We start from the raw sequence: 18,713 nt of genomic DNA on the forward strand, positions 1-18,713 counted from the left end.
AGTTTTACATTGAGTAATAGAACCAGGCAGAACATAGTATTTAGAATTCTTAGCACCTGCATATTAGTTTTGTCTTCATGGACCCAGATGCTGCCGCAGAATATGCCGGGTAATTTTGCAAGGACCGACTCCAGCACGACAAAGAATAATCGAAATGAATTCCGCAGTAACATATATAAAGACATCATCAGGAATAATTTTTCTTTTCCTCTTTCCGGAAAAACAGAAAGCAGGTGGAAAGGGGCGTACTGGGGATGCGAGATTTCATATTTCAGAGACACACTTGTATATGAAAGGCTCAAAGAAGCTCTTCGGCAGTATAATGAAAGATCATCTGAATTTAACAGGGCAACTCTTGAAGCGCTTTACACGCTTTATCCTGCAGGATTTGAGAACGACATCCGAAGAATAATAAAGGAGACCCAAAATCCAAAGCATTTTGCCATGGCAGCGGAGTATCTTCGGAGAATAAGCGATGGAAATACTTCTGAAAATAAAAAACTTCTGGAGTTGATGAGTCGAAAATTTCCGGCATGGCAGAACGATCCCATTCTGTTTATGCTGAAATACAGGCTGGAAAAAACAAAAGAAACATTGCCCGATATTGCAGGCCTCTTAAAGCACGAATTCTGGAAAGGTAAAACGGTAATAATCAGCTTTCAGAGTGAGAACAGGGATTACGAGGGTATAACTGTAATCCGCTGCCCTGACGGTAAATTCGTTAAAGACAGCTCCGGGAACATCTTCCACATTAATCAACTTGCACGCAGTCTATCCAATCTTCCGGGCTATCTTACAAATGGCAGCACGCCTGAAGGAATTTATTCTGTACAGAAGATTGATACTTCAGACAATAAATTCATCGGGAAGACTCCCCTTATTGTAACAGCACTTCCCTTTGAAGTCCCGCCAGATTTATTCTTTAAGGATAGTAAATTAAAAGGAATCTCCTGGAGCACTGATTTATACAGAAAGATGTTACCCGGCTCATGGGTGGATTATTTTCCATTATATGAAGCGTTTTATGCAGGAATGGCAGGAAGAAGCGAGATTGTGATGCACGGAACTACAATTGACCCTGAGTTTTATAAAAACGCTCCTTATTACCCCAACACCCCTTCAATGGGCTGTATGACAGCGAAAGAGATTTATTCATCCGAAGACGGGAGGCTGGTTTTAAGTGATCAGCAGAAATTAATTGATGCATTTACTGGCTGCTACAAAAAAGAAGCGTTTCTTGTCGTCATAAATATTGAGGGAAAGGAAGATGAATTAAGTATAAACGAAATACGGGGATTTATTGAGGAAGCGGAATGATATGCCTCCAGGGTTCAAGGTTATGATGACAAAAGCCTGAAGTCTTTTTAGATTTCAGGCTTTTTTGTATCCATTTTATTTCATAAGAGATCTACAAATTCAAAGTTGAGGGAATAGGTGGTGGCCTCTTTGCTTACAGATACTGAAGGCCTGAGAATAACCTTCGAAGTCACACCTTTGGTCATAAATGCCGCTGAAAAGTCAACAACCGGAATCATGCTTGGAGTTTCCTCTCCTGCAAACCTTTCAGGCCTGAAAAAGCTCAACATTGCAAAAGGCTGGATCTGGAACTTTTGTGAAACCTCAAACCTGCGAAATACATATGCTCCGATGGACCATGATCCCACGCTCAGCTGCCCGGTTTCGTCTTTTGATGTATACCTGTGTACATTAAACTGAATCATAGCTGACAACGAAACCGGGTTTGTATCAGACTGCTTCAGTATGTGCACACCCGCAAAGGGTGAAATGACAGTGGAAGTGGATTTGTAAGCAGAGGTATCCTCTTCCCCGAAGATATAACTGTAGCCGATCCCGAAATCAAAGGTGCCGGAATTTGATACCCCGGCAGATCCACCTAATGAGAGGACTTTGGGATGGTACGCTCCCGTAAGAGAAATTCCGTAGGCATTCTGCCCTATTTCTATGTATTCCCCCTGGGCGTAGATGGTTCCAAGGGACATCAGTAATAATATTGCTGTTAAATATTTCATAATCGGCTTAAAATATGTTATTTAATTTGAGTAAACATAAGGAATATTATTTTTATTGTCATGGGAAATCTCTGTAAGTCCAACATACAATTTACATAGGCGGGATTAGTTTCCAGTGTTTCCCCAAAAGCAGGGGCTGAAAACTTCTTTATTATCATCAGGTATCCCGGAGCTTACATAAACTTCCCTATGATGCAGACCATATGAAGAATATTCCGATGCGTCAATAATAATTTCGTCTCCGGGTAAAAGAGTAAGGCTTAATCTTCCTTCAAACCAAAAGTACCCCTCGATAAAAGAAGGATTCTTAAAGTCCGAGAGTATAACCTGCTCCGGGTTTCCGTAAATCTCTGAGAGCCTTTCAAGGAAATAATCAAGATCGGAATAAGTATTCTGAGGATCGGGCAGGAAAATAAGTTTTGCCTCAGCAAATCCCACCCTGAAAATAAACTTACACTGGGATGCTTTTTTATCCATGAAGTAATAGTTCTCGTAGGCAAGGCTGTAAAAATCGTAATAGTGTTCACATGGAATAACGTCAAGTGTCTGCATTAGGCGGTCGTCCAGGATACTCATCGGAGTATCCCACCTGAAGCCCAGGAAGCCTTCCAGGTTAGGCGGGGTTTCGGTCTGCTGAAAGTAGACAGGTTCTATGCATCCTGTAAAGGAAAGCAGAAGTGCTGCAAGGGCGGCAAAAGTTACGTATTTTCTGTGCATTGTAAACCCCCGGGAAATTTTCAATAATGAGTCTGCAATGGTTATAGAACATAATCCGTACCAGAGGGGAATTTATTTAAATATTGAGGATTTATAGCGCTTTGTGGATAGTTTTGAATACAGGGGATGAATAAGATAAAATACAATGTGCGAGGTTTCCGCAGGGGCGGATTCAAAGTTCGAAGTTTTGTACAAGAGGCGCGCCCGGGACTTATGGAAAAAGGCGCGCCCCAAATGGAATACTTATTTCAAACTCATCCAGGCCTGGCGGAGGCTTAGTTCTTCAGGCGTGGCATCAGGATTTTCCTTAAAGACAAAACTGCGTTTAACAGGGAGCATTTTTAATGTAACCTCATGAGGAATTTTATTCCTTAAGAGCGTCAGCTGAAGCTCATCGCCCGTCTTTAGTTTTCTTAATTGGACAGTCTTCTGCATGGCGTTCTGCAGTGTCAGAGTGTCACCCATAACCTTAAAGACAATGTCTCCCCTCTTAATGTCGAGCGAAGATTGTTCTGGCTCGATGCTATTAATTACAATCATATTATTGGCTACTGTCATAGAAAGTCCTGAATGCGCCTTTGAAGTGTCGTAACCGGCAAAGTCGGCATAATCAATTCCCACACTGCTGAAATATTCTTTAATTGGCAGCGGTTCATTGCCTATTATGTAGCGCTTAAAGAAGTCGCCAATTTCGGGGTATGTCATGCGCGTAAAGTCGTCGAAGAATGTTGCCTCGCTGAATGATTTGTTGATGCCGTATTGCTGCGACAGTTCATGCAGCACTTCCCTTAATCCCCTTTTCCCATGTGAAAGCTCCAGCAGCCTGAGATCCATAAGTCCAGCTACTATTGCCCCGCGGGCATAGATGTCGGCATACTCCCTCTGCATTCTGACGCTGTTCACGCCCAGATCCCTCAGGCTTACATTGGCCTCGTAGCTTTTGCTCTGGGCCAGCTTTTCCGACATTCTTTTCAGGTATTCGCCCAGCGTAATCTTATTAGTCCGGAGCAGCATTATATTTGCGGCCCATTCTGTAACACCCTCATAAAGCCAGAGGTGCTGCGACATAACGGGTTTTTCATAGTTAAAATTTCCTACGAGCTCGCTATGAAGTGTAAGAGGCGTAAAGATATGATAAAACTCGTGCGCAACCACTGTGCGGAGCAGTTCTTTATATTGGGGGCTGAGGGGTTCATCTTCCATTACATAATCGGAACTGAAGGAATGTTCCCACGCGCCATATGACATTTTGCCGAATTGGAAAAGGAATGTGTATTTTTTAACCGGGAGGCCTCCCATGAATTCAGATTCAGCCTGAAGAATATCCTTAATTGAGCCAAGTAAGCTGTCGGATGTAAGGCGGCCTGAAACTGAATATGTATATACGTCCACATCTGTTCTGCTGACGTTCAATGAAGACTTTGTAAGGCGCCCGAGAAGAATCGGGGAATCCACCACCCTGTCGAAGTTTTCAGCCTCATAAAACCCATCGGCATCCTTTTCGAGAGCGGTGCCGGCCGTCCAGTTCTCAGGGTATTCAAGTTTTATTTTAACGGGAGCTGACTGCCTACCCTTAAAGTATCCCGCATATGTCTGTCCGTTCAAAAGCGCGTTATCATTCCCCAGGCTTGAGCCGCACATCGGATAGACAAAGTTACTGTCGACGTGAGTATCCATAGTTGTTGTCATAACGTACTCAATTTTCCTGACCTTTCCGGGATCTGAAATTGACCACTGATTAAGTGACGAATGGGTTGTTGTAATTTCGCCTCCCGAGGCATCGAAGGCGCGGAACTGTTTTACGAAGCGCCCCATATCCATCGTCTGGTACGATCCGGGCGCGGTAGCAGCAAACTGGTAAACATTATTTTCAGCCGACAGCTTTTGGGGTACAAGTGTAACATTGATTGTGCGGCTGGTATCAAGTCGTACGTAGTATGTCTCCTGCGCGTATGGGATTGTTGACAGAATAAATAATGCTGCAGGGAGTAAAAACAGCGGAAAATTCTTTTTCATAAAGGCTCCTTTTGAAAAAGTTATTGTGCTGCCCTAGGCAGCGCCCCTGAATAGATTGATGCAATAATTTATAAATTTGAGGGGTGAATTTCAAATGAGACGGGAACCGGGGATGCAACGGGGTATGATAATTTGCAGGAATTTTGTATAATTTATTTTAAATATTCAACTTCCCTGCAGATAACCGGAGGAGGTATGAAGGAGAAACGGAAGGAGCTTATTTTATGGGCTATTATCGGAGTACTCTTTCTTCTGATAGCCATTCAGTTTTTTCAGGTTGACAGGGACAATCCCAGGAAAGCTGCAGTCATAAGATGGAATTCCGGGAATGCCGGGAATCTTGCACGCAGGGCGTGTTACGACTGCCACAGCAATGAAACCACGTGGCCCAATTACGCCTGTTACGCCCCGGTGTCATGGTTCGTTGCAAGCGACGTCCACGAGGGCCGGAGCAGCTTAAACTTCTCGGAATGGACCTACACAAGAGAAAAAGAAGCAGAGCGGGCAATAAAAATGATCGAGGAGATATTTGACGGCGACATGCCGCCAAGGACGTATCTCTGGATGCATCCTGAAGCCCGGCTTGACGAAGGCGAAAAGCTTGACCTGGTCAAAGGAATTGAAAAGACTTTCAGTGTAAAACACTAGCCCCGGTTTTAATTATTTACTTAATAAGCATGATTTTTTTTGATTCCTTATGCTTCCCCGCCTGGATTGAATATATATAGACTCCGCTGGGTAAAGATGAGCCGTTAAAGAGCACATTATATTCTCCCGCGGACTGCTCTTCATTTACCAGCTCTGCAACCTGGCGGCCAAGCATGTCAAAAACTTTCAGCTCAACGTGAATCTTTGAAGGTATCTCATACCGGATTGTAGTTGCCGGATTAAAGGGATTCGGATGGTTTGGGTAAACCCTGAAGGCATTTTCTACAGGTACATACTCCTTTTGAGCCGGAGGGATCTGAGACAGAGCATCAGGATATATATACAGCCTTGAATAAGAAGATGCGAAAAGGTCCCCCCTTCTGTTGAAGAAGAGCTTTGCTTCAAGGCTGTTAAAGTTAAGGTTGCCCTTTTTCCATGTCAGTCCGGCATCAGAGGTAACGAGTGAAGAATTCTCAGTTAAAATTACGCCCCTGTATTTGTCGTAGAACGTAAAAGCCACGGCATCAGTATTGATAACCTTCCAGGAGTTGCCGCCGTCGCGAGTAGCATAGATTTTTCTTCCGCCGATAGCAAAGCCGGTTAAGTCATCAATAAATTCAGCATGGGTGAGTTCATTAGCAGCAATATCCTGCACGCGCCAGTTATTCCCGCCGTCAGTTGATGAGTAAATAATTCCAACCCTGGAAGACTGCCTATCAAGTCCTCCTGTTCCTAATACCTTAAAGCCGCTGTACATTTTAATTTCATTCAGGAATATTCCTGTCAATGGTGCATAGCGCCAGTTTTTACCACCATCGGCAGTAGTGCAGAGGTAGGGATAACCCTGCACTACAATGCTATCGGCGCTAAGAGCATAAACGCCCGAAACCCCTCCGTAATGGTCAAAATAGATTTCCTGCCAGCTGTCGCCGAAATCTGTAGATTTATAGAGCACGAACTGTCTTTCGGTAAGATACATACAGTTACCGGAAATACTCAGATGGGTAAAATCCAGGTTAAAATCTTTAGGGAGGTGCTTAAGTATCCATGTACTGCCTCCATCGCGGCTTACAATAAGATCCTTGTAATAAGGAGCCACAACAGCTGAGAGTTGAGTTTCAGGAGACCGGGGTCTGTTATCGAACGAAACCTCACCGGCATAAACGTCCCTGTTGGAAGTTAGCCTTGTAAAGCTTTTCCCGGCGTCAGTGGATTTGTAAATCCCCGAAACTGTAGAAACGAGGATGGAGTTTTGTGTAGGGATATATACCGATGAGTAAAAACTGTTATAGTTGCCCCGGCCCTCGAAGTCACTGCCTGTTTCCCATGATTGCCCCATATTGCCCGTCCGGCGGTAACAAACTTTTCCGTAGTATCCGTCAAAATTCCCGAAGACAACGCATGTACTGTCATTTATAACTTCAAGCTTATTGTAATATTCACCGGGGAATTCCTGAGTAGTCCAGGATTTTCCGAAGTCAGTTGTTTTAAGAATAATGCCATATGTTTGCTTCTGCAGAACCCTATGGATTCTGCCTGCGGCATAACCTGTCCCGGTGGGATTCATGTGGAAGTCTGCATAAACGACCTCATTGAGAGAATCCGATATAATGCCGGTATTCAGTTTAGTCCATTTTTTCCCTCCGTTGGAGCTTTGCCAAATTCCAGCCCCGGAGTAAGTTCCATATGAATGACTTTTCAGAATCCAGAGATTTGTTTCATCCTGAAGAAACATATTATTGATATTCCCTTCATCAAATAAAGGTGTTTGCAAGTACGTCCATGTCAGGCCTGCATCCGTAGTCTTAAAAAATCCGCCGCCTCCACACTTAAATCCCACCTTTGGACTGGCGAATCCAACCATCTGCGCACCTGCATAGTCCGGAGACACCTTTACCCAGTGGTGCCCTCCGTCAGTAGTTCTGAACTCACCGCGGATTCTATCAGTTATATAGCCAATAAGGCTGTCTGCAAAGGAGATGCCGCTGGATACATTGTCCCCGAAGCCCGAGTTATCAAAAGGTGTATACCATGGGTAAAATGTGAAGGAATTTCCGGCGTCACCTGTAGAATATACCTGTCCGAATTCGCACCAGAAATAGGCCTTACTGCCGATTACGCATGTTGAATATACACGCATTGTGGGAGGCACCGGGGCAACGGGCTGCCAGAAACTCTGGGCAGATATAGCACAATGAAAAAACATGAGGATTAGCGCCAAATACAAAACACGGTTTTTCATTTCATATTCTCCTTATATAAAACTATATCCTGGTGCAGAAGTAAATTCCGGTAAAGGGCAATTTGCATCACAAGAGGCATGTATCCTCTTCGTTTTACATAAAGGTAGACATAATTGCCAAGATAACGTTTATAGTAACTCATATAGTCACTACCGGGTGTAACAACCGAATCGCCCACAAAAGCCTCACTGAAAGGAAGGTAATATTCCCCCTTGGAAGTTGCAGCCGCATTGGGAGTTCCGCGGTCACTAATAACAAACATGGGGCAAGAGGCATTAAATTGCCTGCCGCTGTCGCTTAAGGCAGAAAACCTGATTGTATAGGGCCCATTCATCAGCTTAAGGCTATCGACTATGTCCTTGAATTGATACTGGTAAAGACCTCCTTCGAAGTCACCTGAATGGAGATAAGAGGCTTTAGCGGCTGAGTTTCGTGTAACGGAAATACCGATATGTGACTTCCCGGGTAGTGAAAACTTGATATATGTGGAATTATAGACAGGATTAGGGTAGTTTCCGGAAAAAGAAAAATCGAAACTAGCCGTTTTGTTAAGCCTTTTAGGAAGACTCATTTCGAAGTTGGAACCCGTACTGCCCGGATAATATGAATAATAGCAGTATATACTTACGCTATCGAGTGCAACACCGGATGAATCAACCACCCGGCCAGTCAGGCCGTTCATGACCTGCGGTTCAGGTTCCATTGGCTCGCTGCAAGCATAGACAAGTAAGGGAAGGATTACAATAATAAGAAAAGTAAAACACCGCATGATTTTACGGGACAATAAAGGATTTGAATTAATCATTTGATTAACCTCTCTGTTTGTTTGGGGATAACATCAGCACGGTAGAATTATTACGATAGTCCCTCCGGTATTCCTTTGATGAAATTATTTGCATCATTAACAGTATTTTATGGCTATAGATCCCTGAACGCCTTACGAAAATTATTTTATTTTTCTGTGGAATGCCAGTAAATTTTGCGTAATGTGAACTGTTTCACTTTCACCAGACGGCAAAAAACTGTTTTGGGGAAATAAAAAAGGGTTGTATATGATGGACGTAACAAGCGGAAATGTCGCTCAATTGAGCAGCAAGAAAAATATCAATTCCATGTATCCCCCAAGTTTCTCAAAAGATATGAGTAAAATAGTCTATTCAAATGGAGAAAAGCTTGAGACGATGGATATCAGCGGCAGCTACGAACAAAACGTACTAAAAATTGATGCAAGTAAATATTTATACGGCCCCCATTTCATTTTTAATGACAGCAAGATCATCTACATGGAAAAGGAGGCATTCAGGAGACGGGAGCAGAATTCTATACAAGGAAAATGATGATTTGTACGTAATAAATCCTGATGGGTCGGGCAAAAGGCTCTTACGCAGCAGAGCTGAAGGAGAATATTATCTGCTCACCCCGGCGATTTCGCCGAACGGAAAGTATATAGTATTTGCTCGGATATATGATTCCTCAAATTAAACCTATCAGCCCGACCGCCGGACTGCGCCCCGGAGGCTTTCAATCCTCTGGGGAGGACCACTGACCGCGGCAGCTGAGTATAGCCATATACTTTTGCAGCGTTAATCTCGACCTAAACGCCGAAAAAGCTCGACTTTTTTGCCGAAGGCGGTTCATTGAAGAAGCTAAAGGAGGGCAAAACAGGGCAAAATTCGGGTGGCACAAGTGTTGCTTCTCAATTATATCTTAATCAACACTTAAAGGAGAAACATGAATGAAAGCAACCAAATTTAACGCTCTGCTTCTTGTTACCCTGTTACTTTTAACCGGCAGCCTCATGGCGCAGCACGGGCACTTCCGCCCCGACTCGCTAACGACGGTAACAGTTACCGGAAAAGTAATAGTTAAAACCATAACCATACAGGATACGCTAAAGTGGAAGGACACTGTTGTGGTCCGCCAGTTCACAAGGTATCTGCTCGACACCGATCAAAACGGTACGGCCGAGTATGAACTGAACTTCGGACCCAAGTGGTACAAGCCTGACAGCAGCAGCGCCGTAAGGCCTCTGGACGGCGACATGGTGACTATAAAAGGCGGGCAGCCAGGCCGTCTTACACGTGACAGCCTTAAGATGGTAGTTGTTTATGAAATAAACGGACTCTTCTGGCGCGATCCTTTTGATGCCACGTGGAACAGGATGGGTAAAAACTCACACGACAAGTTCCACGGCGGAAAGTGTCCAAAGGGCTACGGATTCGGTCCCATGCACGATTCCCTTACAACCGTTACTGTATCAGGTAAAGTATTTGTCGATACAACCTTTGTCAATGAACGTTTTTCGATCGATACCAATAACGATTCACTGCCTGATTACAGCCTTAACTTCGGACCGTACTGGTACACACCTTCGTCAGGCGCAGTAAGGCCCAAAGACGGCGATAATGTAGAAGTTACAGGCGGGCTGCTTAACCGCAACAATAAGCCTGTGATAATAGTCTTCAAGATAAACGGACAGCAGTGGCTCGACAGTTCCATTGTTGGAAAGGAACTTGGCGGAAGCTGGATCGGACGTGAAATGAGGAAACATATGAAGTTCCACTCACCTTTTGATTCACTGAGCTCTGTAACGGTTAACCCCGGATGGGCCGGAGGAATGATGGGCGGAATGATGAAAAACAAGATGTACGGACAGATACTTGAACTTATGCCGGGTGACATTCCGAACCAGGAGGATGAAAATGTTCTTGCAGCCTATGAAGTCAGCATGTTTGACGAAGCGGGCAACAACGCCATGCTCAGTAACGGCATGAGAGGAAGCCATATGAACCTTGGTTCAACCACACAGGTTCAACTTCATTTTAATGATTATCAGCTTCAGTACGGCAGCTTCTCAGAGAACAATATCACGGCCAAGTACTGGGATAATAATTCAGGTGAGTGGGTAGCCGTTAACAATGCAACCCTCAGCACAGCATCAAACACCGTTACATTCCAGCAGAACACACTTAGCAACCTTGTAATTCTGACCGCAGCCAAGGCTGCAACAGCAATGGACAGCCAGAATGGAGAAGTTCCAGGAAGCTATCAGTTAAGCCAGAACTATCCTAATCCTTTTAATCCCTCAACAGTAATCAATTACACGATTACAAAAGCAGGATTTGTAAGTCTGAAGGTTTATAACATACTGGGCAAGGAAGTTGCAACTCTTGTAAGCGGACAGCAGACAGAAGGGATGCATTCAGTTCAGTTCAATGCTTCAAATCTTCCCAGCGGAATATATATTTACACAATTCAGGCTGGTGAATTCAGTGCCAGCAAAAAGCTCATGCTTCTAAAATAATAACTCCGATCTGAAGCATTTTTAAGGGCAGGGATCACATCCCTGCCCTTTTTCTTTCCAGGAAGTTACAGCCCTATGGAAACTTGCTCCTGGCTCCTTTGCCTTTAAGCATTTATAAACACCTTCACCTTATGCGGCTTTTCCAAAGGGGTGAGCGCTTATTCCCGGGGCCACAGTCTTAATCCTTAATAAATAATTTATAATTTTATTCTGCACGCGCCGTATTCACGAACCTCCACCTTGTGCACAGAACCCGGTTCCAAAGCCCTGTTAATAAGGGACATATAATCATCAAATAGATTGTGTTCCACAAACGCCAGGATTGTGCCGGCAAAGCCGCCACCGTGGATCCTGCAGCTTCCGCGACTGAAGTTTTTCTTCAGGTAGTACTCTGTTAATTCCAGTGCAATTGAAACGCTCTGCTCCTTATAGTTTTTATTCGAGTATATGTTCTGCAGAAACTTGAAGGAAGAATCGCCGGACTGTTTTATTAAAGACAAAAATTCGGTTATCTCTCCATTTTTAATAGCCAGGACTTCCCTTTTAACCCTTTCATTTTCCTCCAGGAAGTGAAGAGCCCTTAAGACCGCACGGTCGCCCAGTTTAATCCTGAGGTCTTTCATGTTATCCAGAATATCACTGCGCTTAATGAAGCGGCAGAGGCTTTTCCCAAAGTATCCTGCAACGGCTTTCATTTCGGAAGGGATTGCGGCGTAGTCATCCGTAAGATCTGCGTGTGTAGCGCCAGTGTTGACAATGACCGCCTCAAAGCCGTAGTCAGAAAAATTAACATTCAGTTTTTCAACCTTGGGATTGTCCTTGTCAAAGAAATCCACAAAGACTATTCCGCCAACGGCAATTGCGAGCTGATCCATAAGTCCGCAGGGTTTTCCGAAGAAATTATTTTCAGCATACTGCCCGAATTTTGCAATTTCCACGGGAGATACACCTCCTGCGTTATAGAATTCATTTAATATTGCACCTATCAATACTTCAACAGAGGCCGATGAGCTGAGGCCTGATCCTATGGCTACATCGCTCTGTAGCACGCAGTCAAATCCCCCGATCATGTGGCCTTCCAGGAGGAATTTTGCCGCCATTCCACGGATTAGGGCTGAGGTCGTTCCTTTTTCTGCTTCCTGAATATGAAGGTTTCCTAAGTCAACGGAAAACCTGGACTTAAGATTACCTGAGATTAAATTTATCCTGTTAAGGTTATTCTTTTGAGCAGCGGCAATTGTATCTGTGTCAATTGCGGAGGCAAGAATCAGTCCGTTATTATGATCTGTATGGTTGCCTCCTATTTCAATCCTGCCGGGACTCGTAAAGAATGCAGGCTTTGAGGCCTCAAAGTTTTCATTAAAGTACTTCTCAAGATTTCTTAGCCTGAAGGTCTGTGCCTCAAGTGTTCCGTTATTCTTATATAATTCCTTTAATTCCATATTATTGTTTCTCATATTGTATGCTCTTACTGCCTCACCTTTTTGTTTTTCAGAATAAACAGGCCGCCAAAGGCAACCATTATGCCGCCCCACCAGAAATTGGGATGAGTTGAGGCAAGGACGGTTATTTTGGCAGGAGGATTAAAATAAAGCATAAAGCCTGCAAGTAAAACAATCAGTCCCATAACGACGAGTATAAGCCCCACAAAATACCAGATTGGTTTCATAAGAAAATCTCCTTTTATATTACCAGTAATAGATATTTATTGCAATTAAGATAATAAGTGAAATGACGGCCCAGAACTCTGGCTTTTCAAGCAGGGGAATGTTCTTCTCTTCTGGGGCCTCAGCGGTCAGGCCCTTGACAAACCCCACAAGTTCCTTCTTATCTTTTTTCTTTGTAAAGAGGCTTATAACTATGGTTACAACAAAACAGATGAGCCATGCCCACCAGGCTCTCCAGAAGTTTGTTGCCATGACGCTCGGCTTATTGGAAAGTGTAATGAATGTAAGGTCCATCCATTTCATCTTGTCTATAAGGAACAGTGCAAACGAAGAAAGCATTCCTGTTATGAGTCCGAAGAAAGCCCCGTTGGGGGTAATCCACCAGACAAACATTCCAAGGAGCATGGTAGCAAACAAGGGAGCGTTGACCCAGGAGAAGATTGCCTGCATATAATCCATAATGCTCGGGAAGCTCTTTGCCCAGTAGGCAGTACCGATTGAGATAATAATGCCGACGATTGTTGCAGCGCGGCCCATCCAGAGGAGGTTCTTATCTGAAGCGTTTTTATTTATTACGGATTTATAAATATCGTATGTCCAAACTGTGTTAAAAGCGCTGATATTGCCTGCCTGCCCTGCCATAAAGCCGGCCAGAAGGGCTGTTACGCCAAGGCCCACAAGTCCGGAAGGATAATACCTTGCAATTAAAAGAGGAAGTGCCTGGTCGTATTCCCCTGCCTTGAGCATCGGGAACCCGCTTTTAGGATCGTGTGACAATACAAGTGCAATAAGGCCCGCAAGAATGACAATAAAAGGAAGCGCCATCTTGAAGAAGGAGGCAAGTATCGGGGTCATTCTGGCCGAGCGCAGATCCTTGGCCGAGAAGGCGCGCTGCACGACAAGAAAGTCCGTGGTCCAGTATCCGAATGACAGGACAAATCCGAGACCCAGTACGATGCCACCCCACGTAACCATCATGCCGTTTTGCGATGGGTCGCCTGAGGTTGACCATAGAGTATTCATCGAAGTGGTCTGGAACTCCTGTATCCTGGCAAAAATCTCCTTAATGCTCCCGATCTCAAGAATACCCATAATTGAGACGAGGAAAAGGCCGAACCAGATCAGGAAGAACTGGATGATTTCTGTAAAAATCGCAGACATAAGTCCGCTTAAGGATACGTATGCGGCAACAGTGATTGCCGATACCCACATGCTTACGTCCCAGTGCCAGCCTAAAAATGTATGCAGTACGAGTGCCATTGCATAGAGGTTAATGCCTGAGACCAGGAGTGTCATTATTGCAAATGAAAATCCGTTGAGTACTCTGGTTTTCTCGTCGAAGCGGACCTTAAGGTATCCGGGTACAGAATTGATTTTGCTGCTGTAGTAAAAAGGCATCATATAAATGCCCAGGAAAAGCATTGCGGGGATTGCGCCGATCCAGTAAAAATGGGCCACATACATTCCGTACTGGAACGTATTTCCCGTCATACCGAGGAGCTCCAGTGCCCCGAGGTTAGCAGACAAGAATGCAAGTCCTGCCACCCAGGAGGAGTTTCTTCTTCCTGCCAGGAAGAAATCCTTTTCGCTTGTAGTAAATTTTTTAAGATAAAGGCCAATACCCAGTATGAAGGCGAAATATATCACAATTATGAGCCAGTCGACATACGTCAGGCCGATAGCACTAAAACCAGTAGACTCCATAAGTTCCCCTGTTGGTTAGGTAATAGATATATTTATTTTCTGCTGTAATGTTCCGTTGGCAAGGATCTTAATATCTCAGCGCTTTTCTCGGGCAGAATATCCCTCTGCGGGTTTGCGAGCATTTCATAGCCGACCATAAACTTCTTAATTGAAGCCGAGCGCAATAAAGGCGGATAGAAGTGCATATGCAACTGCCACTCAGGGTGGTCTTTCCCGTCGGTCGGAGCCTGGTGAATCCCGGAAGAGTAAGGAAACGACACGTTAAATATATTGTCATATTTTACTGTGCAGTACTTAAGTGCCTCTGCAAACAGTTCTATATCGTCTTCTGAAAACTCCAAAATGCTCTTAATTTTCCTCTTTGGTATTATCATGGTTTCAAAGGGCCAGACGGCCCAGAACGGGACCAGGAGAACGAATAATTCGTTCTCATAGACGATGCGTTCTTTTTTCCCCACTTCAAGCGAAAGGTAATCAAGAAGGAGGTCTTTTTGTTTTTTTCTGAAGTATTCAAGCTGTCTCGTCTGTTCCTTTGCAGGCTCAACGGGTAGAGATTCCTCAGCCCAGATCTGGCAGTGAGGGTGCGGGTTGCTGGCCCCCATGATCTGCCCCCGGTTTTCAAATATCTGCACGTAGTTAATGGAAGGATTACTGCCAAGAGATTCATATTCCACTTTCCATTTTCTTATTACCTCCTTAATATCCTCAATTTCCATCTCAGCAAGCGTCAGGTTGTGTTTTGGGGAAAAGCACACGACGCGGCAGAGGCCCTTTTCAGAGCGTGCTATAAGGAGATCAGAATCATTAAGTGTGGATTCAGGCGTATCCAGCCTGAGGGCGCTGAAATCATTATTAAAGGCATAGGTTGATTTATACTGAGGGTTATATTCCCCGTTTGCGCGCACGTTTCCAGGGCACAAGTAACAATTGGGGTCGTATTCAGGCCTTATTTCCGGAGGTACTTTCTCCACCTGTCCTTGCCAGGGGCGTTTAGTTCTTTCAGATGAAACGAGCACCCACTCGCCGGTTAATATATTTAGTCTTCTATGAACGTTATTATTTAGCATTGACCCTTCAGTTTGTATTTAGAAACATTTTATTATTTAAACACAAGAATCGGACAAGGGGCGCCGGCGTTTGCAGTTTCTGTTTATCACCGTTTTATTCAAATGGGCATACTGATGCGTAAACGCATGCAATTTATAAAGTTAAGGGCAGCGTGTCAAGGTTTCAGTGAATTATTTTCCCTGACAATTACAAAAGAATTATAAATGCGTCTTTTAGTTACGTTCAGGGAGGCGGAGTTTTTGTGGGAAAGATCAGCCTGTCAGCCTCACTAATCTCATCCTGAGAGATTGTGTGTCCCATATTCTTATACACTTTTAATGTAACATCAGCGTTCATCCGGAGCAGGATGTCCAGAGTTGAATTCACTCTTTCCAGGGGCACGTGGGGATCGGGGTCGCTGGTGCCAAGAAAAACCGGGGTGTTAAAAAAATCGCCATGGTAGTTTTCGGGATGGATCCTTTCCCCTATTAAGCCCCCGGTAAAAGCTACAATTCCGCCATACTTTTTTGCGTTACGCGCTGCAAATTCGAGCGTAAGGCAGGCGCCCTGGGAAAAGCCGAGCAGGTAGACATTCCCGTCCTGAATTCCCGCCTCATTCAGGTCCCTTATTATATCTCCAAGCTTTTCCAGGGCAGAGGAAAGCCAGGGTTCATTCTGCTTCTGAGGGGCAAGGAAAGAATAAGGGTACCAGGTGTTTCCTTCAGTCTCAGGGGCAAGAAGCGCAAAGTCTTTTACGTTCAGGTATTCTGAAAGTGAAAGGATGTCCCTGGCGTCTGCCCCCCTGCCGTGTATCATGACGAGTGCCTTTTTTGCCTCGGAAACATCCCTGCCCGCCATAACCAGATTTTTTGAATTTAACAGCATAATTACAGCCTTCTTTTAAAAATACATGCGGCGGAATTTCTCCAGATTCAGCTTTACAGGCTTCACCGCCTTTTCAATTTCCCTGCGGTGAGGTTCGTACTGCGGCGGAAGCATAAAGTCCTCTCCCAGGTGCTCCTGGCTTTCATCGACTGTAAAACCCGGAGGCCTTGTTGCAACCTCAAAGAGCACTCCTCCCGGCTCGCGGAAATAGACAGATTCAAAGTACTGCCTGTCGATTACAGGCGTTGGATTGAGCATACTTTCAGCTATTCCGCGCCTTACTTCCAGCTGCGATTCCTTGCCGGGAGTACAAAAAGCCATATGGTGGACCGTGCCGTTTCCGCCCAGGCCCCTGAGGCTGTCGGGAGTGCATAAAATGTCCACATAGTTGCCGGGTGAATCATCCGCGGCAAAACGGAAGCGGTTGCCTTTTTCTGTAATGAGTTTATGGTCGAGCTGCGCAGTCAGTATACCGGCAGTTCTTTCATAACCTTCCTCCCAGATCTCCACGCTGAAAAATCCTTTAATTGAATGTTCCAGGGGAACAAGTCCATATGTAAATCCGTTCCGGGCGTCCCTGTCGTTAAATACCAGTTCAAGCTGCAGCCCGTCCGGATCCTTAAATGAGATTATGACCTCGCCGTCAAAGCGTTCCTGCGCAGAATGATAATTAACGCTGAATTTATGCAGGCGTTCTTCCCAGAATTCCATTGAAGAAGACGGGACAGAAAATGATATGGTATTGATCATTCCCTTTCCGTTACGCCCCCTCTGTATATCCCCGAAGGGAAAGAAAGTAAGAATGGTTCCGGGATCCCCGGTTTCGTTGCCATAATAAAAATGATACACGTCGGGAGCGTCAAAGTTCACGGTCTTCTTGACAAGCCTGAGCCCCAGTATGCCCGTATAGAAGTCCAGGTTTTTCTGCGGGTCACCCGCAATTGCCGTAATGTGGTGAATTCCTGTTATTTTATTTTCTGCCATCTAAAGCCTCATTTCTTATTATTAATTATTACTAAGTAAAAGAGGCAATACCTTCAAGCCAATAGTTAAAGCCATAACTCCCTTTCCAGGAACAAAAAAGCCGGAGATTATAAGGAAACAAAGAGAGCACTTTTCCCCTTAAATCTTTTGTCTTTTTTGGTTTAGTTACATCAACGCCTAAAAAATCCGAGGAATGTATTATGTATAATGTTAAAAATGACACCCGGTGGCCTGCCCTGCCATATGAAAAATGGAAGGACACGCTTGATACGCTGCATATGTGGATGCAGATTGCGGGCAAGGTAAAGCTGGCACTTCATCCTTTTTTGAATCACTGGTGGCAAGTAGCCTTCCAGATTACCTCCTCAGGTATGACAACAGGGCTCATCCCATATAAGGATGAGGCATTCGACATAAACTTTGATTTAATTCATCATGAACTTCTGCTTCACAAGGTCAGCGGCGAGTCCTTGAAGATCTCGTTATATCCCCGCTCGGTAGCTGACTTCTACACGGAATTCATGGGAGCCTTAAAGGATCTTGGCATTGACGTTAAGATTAACCCTATGCAGGTGGAAGTTACCGATCCCCTCTCTTGTGACACGGATGATTTACATTCTTCCTACGACAGCAGTTATGCACACAGCTGGTGGCTTCTGCAGGTAAAGTGTTATTTTGTTTTTGAACGTTTCTGCTCACGTTTCAGGGGAAAAAGCAGTCCCATACAGTTCTTCTGGGGTTCTTTTGACCTGAATGGAACGCGCTTCTCCGGCAAGCCTGCCGCGCCGCCTGACTACGGAGGGCGGATAATGCGTTTTGCTGAAAACGAGGAGAATTTTGCCTTTGGTTTCTGGCCCGGGGACAACAGATATCCTCACGCGGCTTTTTATTCCTATCTGTACCCGGCACCCAAAGGTATTGAGAATGTTCATATTGAGCCTCCGGCAGCATCATTTAATACTGTAATGGGTGAATTTATAATGCCTTATGAGGATATTTTATCCCTCGCTTCGCCTGAGGAGAAGATAATGCAGTTTCTCCAAACTACATATGAAGAAAGCGCAAAGCTTGCGGGCTGGGACGTCAGGTCACTTGAAGGACCGGTCCCGTTTTAGCACAAAAAGAATAGACGGAATTTTATTTTAAGCTGAAAGGTAGAGAAAATGAAAGAAGTATGCGAACACATTGCTCAGATTACCAGGGAGCCCGAGCCGAAGACGCCCGAAGGATGCGAGGAGTGCCTGAAAATGGGAGACACCTGGGTGCACTTAAGGCTTTGCCTTACATGCGGGCACGTAGGCTGCTGCGACCAGTCAAAGAACAAGCATGCAACCAAGCATTATCATGCGACACACCACCCGGTAATAAAATCTTTTCAGCCGGGAGAGGACTGGGAGTACTGCTATGTGGATGAACTGTTTGCCGAGTAAGGTAATATTAAAGCCAGGGGAAGAGCAGTTTACTCTTC

At 44.7% G+C, this 18,713-nt stretch carries 17 protein-coding genes; 6 read left to right on the plus strand and 11 right to left on the minus strand.

Features of this window, described 5'->3' with window-relative positions; all coding sequences use genetic code 11:
- The first annotated feature begins 9 nt into the window (after positions 1-9).
- On the plus strand, positions 10-1,317 hold the full coding sequence (locus tag HF312_00550) for a hypothetical protein (GenBank protein MCU7518672.1): 1,308 nt from the start codon (positions 10-12) through the stop codon (positions 1,315-1,317).
- 80 nt (positions 1,318-1,397) lie between these two features.
- On the opposite strand, the gene HF312_00555 is transcribed toward HF312_00550, so the two are convergent.
- From HF312_00555 to HF312_00565, 3 genes are all read right to left on the minus strand, one after another.
- Positions 1,398-2,030: an autotransporter outer membrane beta-barrel domain-containing protein gene (locus HF312_00555; protein MCU7518673.1), complete on the minus strand. Its 633-nt coding sequence runs from the start codon at positions 2,028-2,030 to the stop codon at positions 1,398-1,400.
- Between the two features lie 105 nt (positions 2,031-2,135).
- On the minus strand, positions 2,136-2,747 hold the full coding sequence (locus HF312_00560) for a hypothetical protein (protein ID MCU7518674.1): 612 nt from the start codon (positions 2,745-2,747) through the stop codon (positions 2,136-2,138).
- A 243-nt stretch (positions 2,748-2,990) separates the two neighbouring features.
- Entirely contained in the window at positions 2,991-4,763 is a 1,773-nt protein-coding gene (locus tag HF312_00565) for a peptidase (protein ID MCU7518675.1), read from the minus strand.
- A gap of 195 nt (positions 4,764-4,958) precedes the next feature.
- Between HF312_00565 and HF312_00570 the strand changes: the two genes are divergently transcribed.
- The gene (locus HF312_00570; GenBank protein ID MCU7518676.1) at positions 4,959-5,411 is read left to right on the plus strand and encodes a heme-binding domain-containing protein; all 453 of its coding nucleotides are present in this window, start codon (positions 4,959-4,961) and stop codon (positions 5,409-5,411) included.
- Positions 5,412-5,427: 16 nt separating this feature from the next.
- On the opposite strand, the gene HF312_00575 is transcribed toward HF312_00570, so the two are convergent.
- Both HF312_00575 and HF312_00580 read right to left on the minus strand, forming a co-directional pair.
- Entirely contained in the window at positions 5,428-7,653 is a 2,226-nt protein-coding gene (locus tag HF312_00575) for a T9SS type A sorting domain-containing protein (protein ID MCU7518677.1), read from the minus strand.
- Positions 7,650-8,357: a hypothetical protein gene (locus HF312_00580; protein MCU7518678.1), complete on the minus strand. Its 708-nt coding sequence runs from the start codon at positions 8,355-8,357 to the stop codon at positions 7,650-7,652. Before HF312_00580 ends, HF312_00575 begins: the two co-directional genes overlap by 4 nt.
- A 349-nt stretch (positions 8,358-8,706) precedes the next feature.
- Here HF312_00580 and HF312_00585 point away from each other — a divergent pair, with 349 nt between their 5' ends.
- Together HF312_00585 and HF312_00590 are read left to right on the plus strand one after the other, a co-directional pair.
- A complete protein-coding gene (locus HF312_00585) occupies positions 8,707-8,991 on the plus strand; it encodes a hypothetical protein (protein ID MCU7518679.1) in 285 nt (94 codons plus the stop codon).
- 398 nt (positions 8,992-9,389) lie between these two features.
- Positions 9,390-10,958 (plus strand): T9SS type A sorting domain-containing protein, encoded by a 1,569-nt coding sequence (locus HF312_00590; protein MCU7518680.1) that lies wholly within the window; start codon positions 9,390-9,392, stop codon positions 10,956-10,958.
- Between the two features lie 197 nt (positions 10,959-11,155).
- Here the strand turns inward: HF312_00590 and HF312_00595 are convergent, their stop codons facing one another.
- From HF312_00595 to HF312_00620, 6 genes are all read right to left on the minus strand, one after another.
- A complete protein-coding gene (locus HF312_00595) occupies positions 11,156-12,415 on the minus strand; it encodes a galactokinase (GenBank protein ID MCU7518681.1) in 1,260 nt (419 codons plus the stop codon).
- An 11-nt stretch (positions 12,416-12,426) separates the two neighbouring features.
- Positions 12,427-12,627 carry a hypothetical protein gene (locus HF312_00600; protein MCU7518682.1) on the minus strand — a complete coding sequence of 67 codons (201 nt, stop codon included), beginning with the start codon at positions 12,625-12,627 and terminating at the stop codon, positions 12,427-12,429.
- A 19-nt stretch (positions 12,628-12,646) separates the two neighbouring features.
- Positions 12,647-14,329 carry a sodium:solute symporter family protein gene (locus HF312_00605; protein ID MCU7518683.1) on the minus strand — a complete coding sequence of 561 codons (1,683 nt, stop codon included), beginning with the start codon at positions 14,327-14,329 and terminating at the stop codon, positions 12,647-12,649.
- A 32-nt stretch (positions 14,330-14,361) separates the two neighbouring features.
- Positions 14,362-15,396 (minus strand): UDP-glucose--hexose-1-phosphate uridylyltransferase, encoded by a 1,035-nt coding sequence (locus HF312_00610; protein ID MCU7518684.1) that lies wholly within the window; start codon positions 15,394-15,396, stop codon positions 14,362-14,364.
- Positions 15,397-15,619: 223 nt separating this feature from the next.
- Positions 15,620-16,261 (minus strand): phospholipase, encoded by a 642-nt coding sequence (locus HF312_00615; protein MCU7518685.1) that lies wholly within the window; start codon positions 16,259-16,261, stop codon positions 15,620-15,622.
- A 15-nt stretch (positions 16,262-16,276) separates the two neighbouring features.
- On the minus strand, positions 16,277-17,245 hold the full coding sequence (locus HF312_00620) for a ring-cleaving dioxygenase (GenBank protein MCU7518686.1): 969 nt from the start codon (positions 17,243-17,245) through the stop codon (positions 16,277-16,279).
- Positions 17,246-17,445: 200 nt separating this feature from the next.
- Here HF312_00620 and HF312_00625 point away from each other — a divergent pair, with 200 nt between their 5' ends.
- Together HF312_00625 and HF312_00630 are read left to right on the plus strand one after the other, a co-directional pair.
- Complete coding sequence (locus HF312_00625; protein ID MCU7518687.1) at positions 17,446-18,360, plus strand: hypothetical protein; 915 nt, start codon at positions 17,446-17,448, stop codon at positions 18,358-18,360.
- 48 nt (positions 18,361-18,408) lie between these two features.
- On the plus strand, positions 18,409-18,675 hold the full coding sequence (locus tag HF312_00630) for a UBP-type zinc finger domain-containing protein (GenBank protein MCU7518688.1): 267 nt from the start codon (positions 18,409-18,411) through the stop codon (positions 18,673-18,675).
- The last annotated feature ends 38 nt before the right edge of the window (positions 18,676-18,713 follow it).

This window comes from Ignavibacteria bacterium, assembly GCA_025612375.1.
In the GTDB taxonomy this organism is placed as follows: Bacteria; Bacteroidota; Ignavibacteria; order Ignavibacteriales; family SURF-24; genus JAAXKN01.

What these genes read in the sequence shown, in the direction of transcription:
- HF312_00610 (MCU7518684.1), bottom strand. Translation starts at nt 15,396, where the DNA reads ATGCTAAATAATAACGTTCATAGAAGACTAAATATATTAACCGGCGAG.
- HF312_00575 (MCU7518677.1), bottom strand. Translation starts at nt 7,653, where the DNA reads ATGAAAAACCGTGTTTTGTATTTGGCGCTAATCCTCATGTTTTTTCAT.
- HF312_00615 (MCU7518685.1), bottom strand. Translation starts at nt 16,261, where the DNA reads ATGCTGTTAAATTCAAAAAATCTGGTTATGGCGGGCAGGGATGTTTCC.
- HF312_00580 (MCU7518678.1), bottom strand. Translation starts at nt 8,357, where the DNA reads ATGGAACCTGAACCGCAGGTCATGAACGGCCTGACTGGCCGGGTGGTT.
- HF312_00565 (MCU7518675.1), bottom strand. Translation starts at nt 4,763, where the DNA reads ATGAAAAAGAATTTTCCGCTGTTTTTACTCCCTGCAGCATTATTTATT.
- HF312_00600 (MCU7518682.1), bottom strand. Translation starts at nt 12,627, where the DNA reads ATGAAACCAATCTGGTATTTTGTGGGGCTTATACTCGTCGTTATGGGA.
- HF312_00620 (MCU7518686.1), bottom strand. Translation starts at nt 17,245, where the DNA reads ATGGCAGAAAATAAAATAACAGGAATTCACCACATTACGGCAATTGCG.
- HF312_00555 (MCU7518673.1), bottom strand. Translation starts at nt 2,030, where the DNA reads ATGAAATATTTAACAGCAATATTATTACTGATGTCCCTTGGAACCATC.
- HF312_00570 (MCU7518676.1), top strand. Translation starts at nt 4,959, where the DNA reads ATGAAGGAGAAACGGAAGGAGCTTATTTTATGGGCTATTATCGGAGTA.
- HF312_00605 (MCU7518683.1), bottom strand. Translation starts at nt 14,329, where the DNA reads ATGGAGTCTACTGGTTTTAGTGCTATCGGCCTGACGTATGTCGACTGG.
- HF312_00630 (MCU7518688.1), top strand. Translation starts at nt 18,409, where the DNA reads ATGAAAGAAGTATGCGAACACATTGCTCAGATTACCAGGGAGCCCGAG.
- HF312_00590 (MCU7518680.1), top strand. Translation starts at nt 9,390, where the DNA reads ATGAAAGCAACCAAATTTAACGCTCTGCTTCTTGTTACCCTGTTACTT.
- HF312_00625 (MCU7518687.1), top strand. Translation starts at nt 17,446, where the DNA reads ATGTATAATGTTAAAAATGACACCCGGTGGCCTGCCCTGCCATATGAA.
- HF312_00595 (MCU7518681.1), bottom strand. Translation starts at nt 12,415, where the DNA reads ATGAGAAACAATAATATGGAATTAAAGGAATTATATAAGAATAACGGA.
- HF312_00585 (MCU7518679.1), top strand. Translation starts at nt 8,707, where the DNA reads ATGATGGACGTAACAAGCGGAAATGTCGCTCAATTGAGCAGCAAGAAA.
- HF312_00560 (MCU7518674.1), bottom strand. Translation starts at nt 2,747, where the DNA reads ATGCACAGAAAATACGTAACTTTTGCCGCCCTTGCAGCACTTCTGCTT.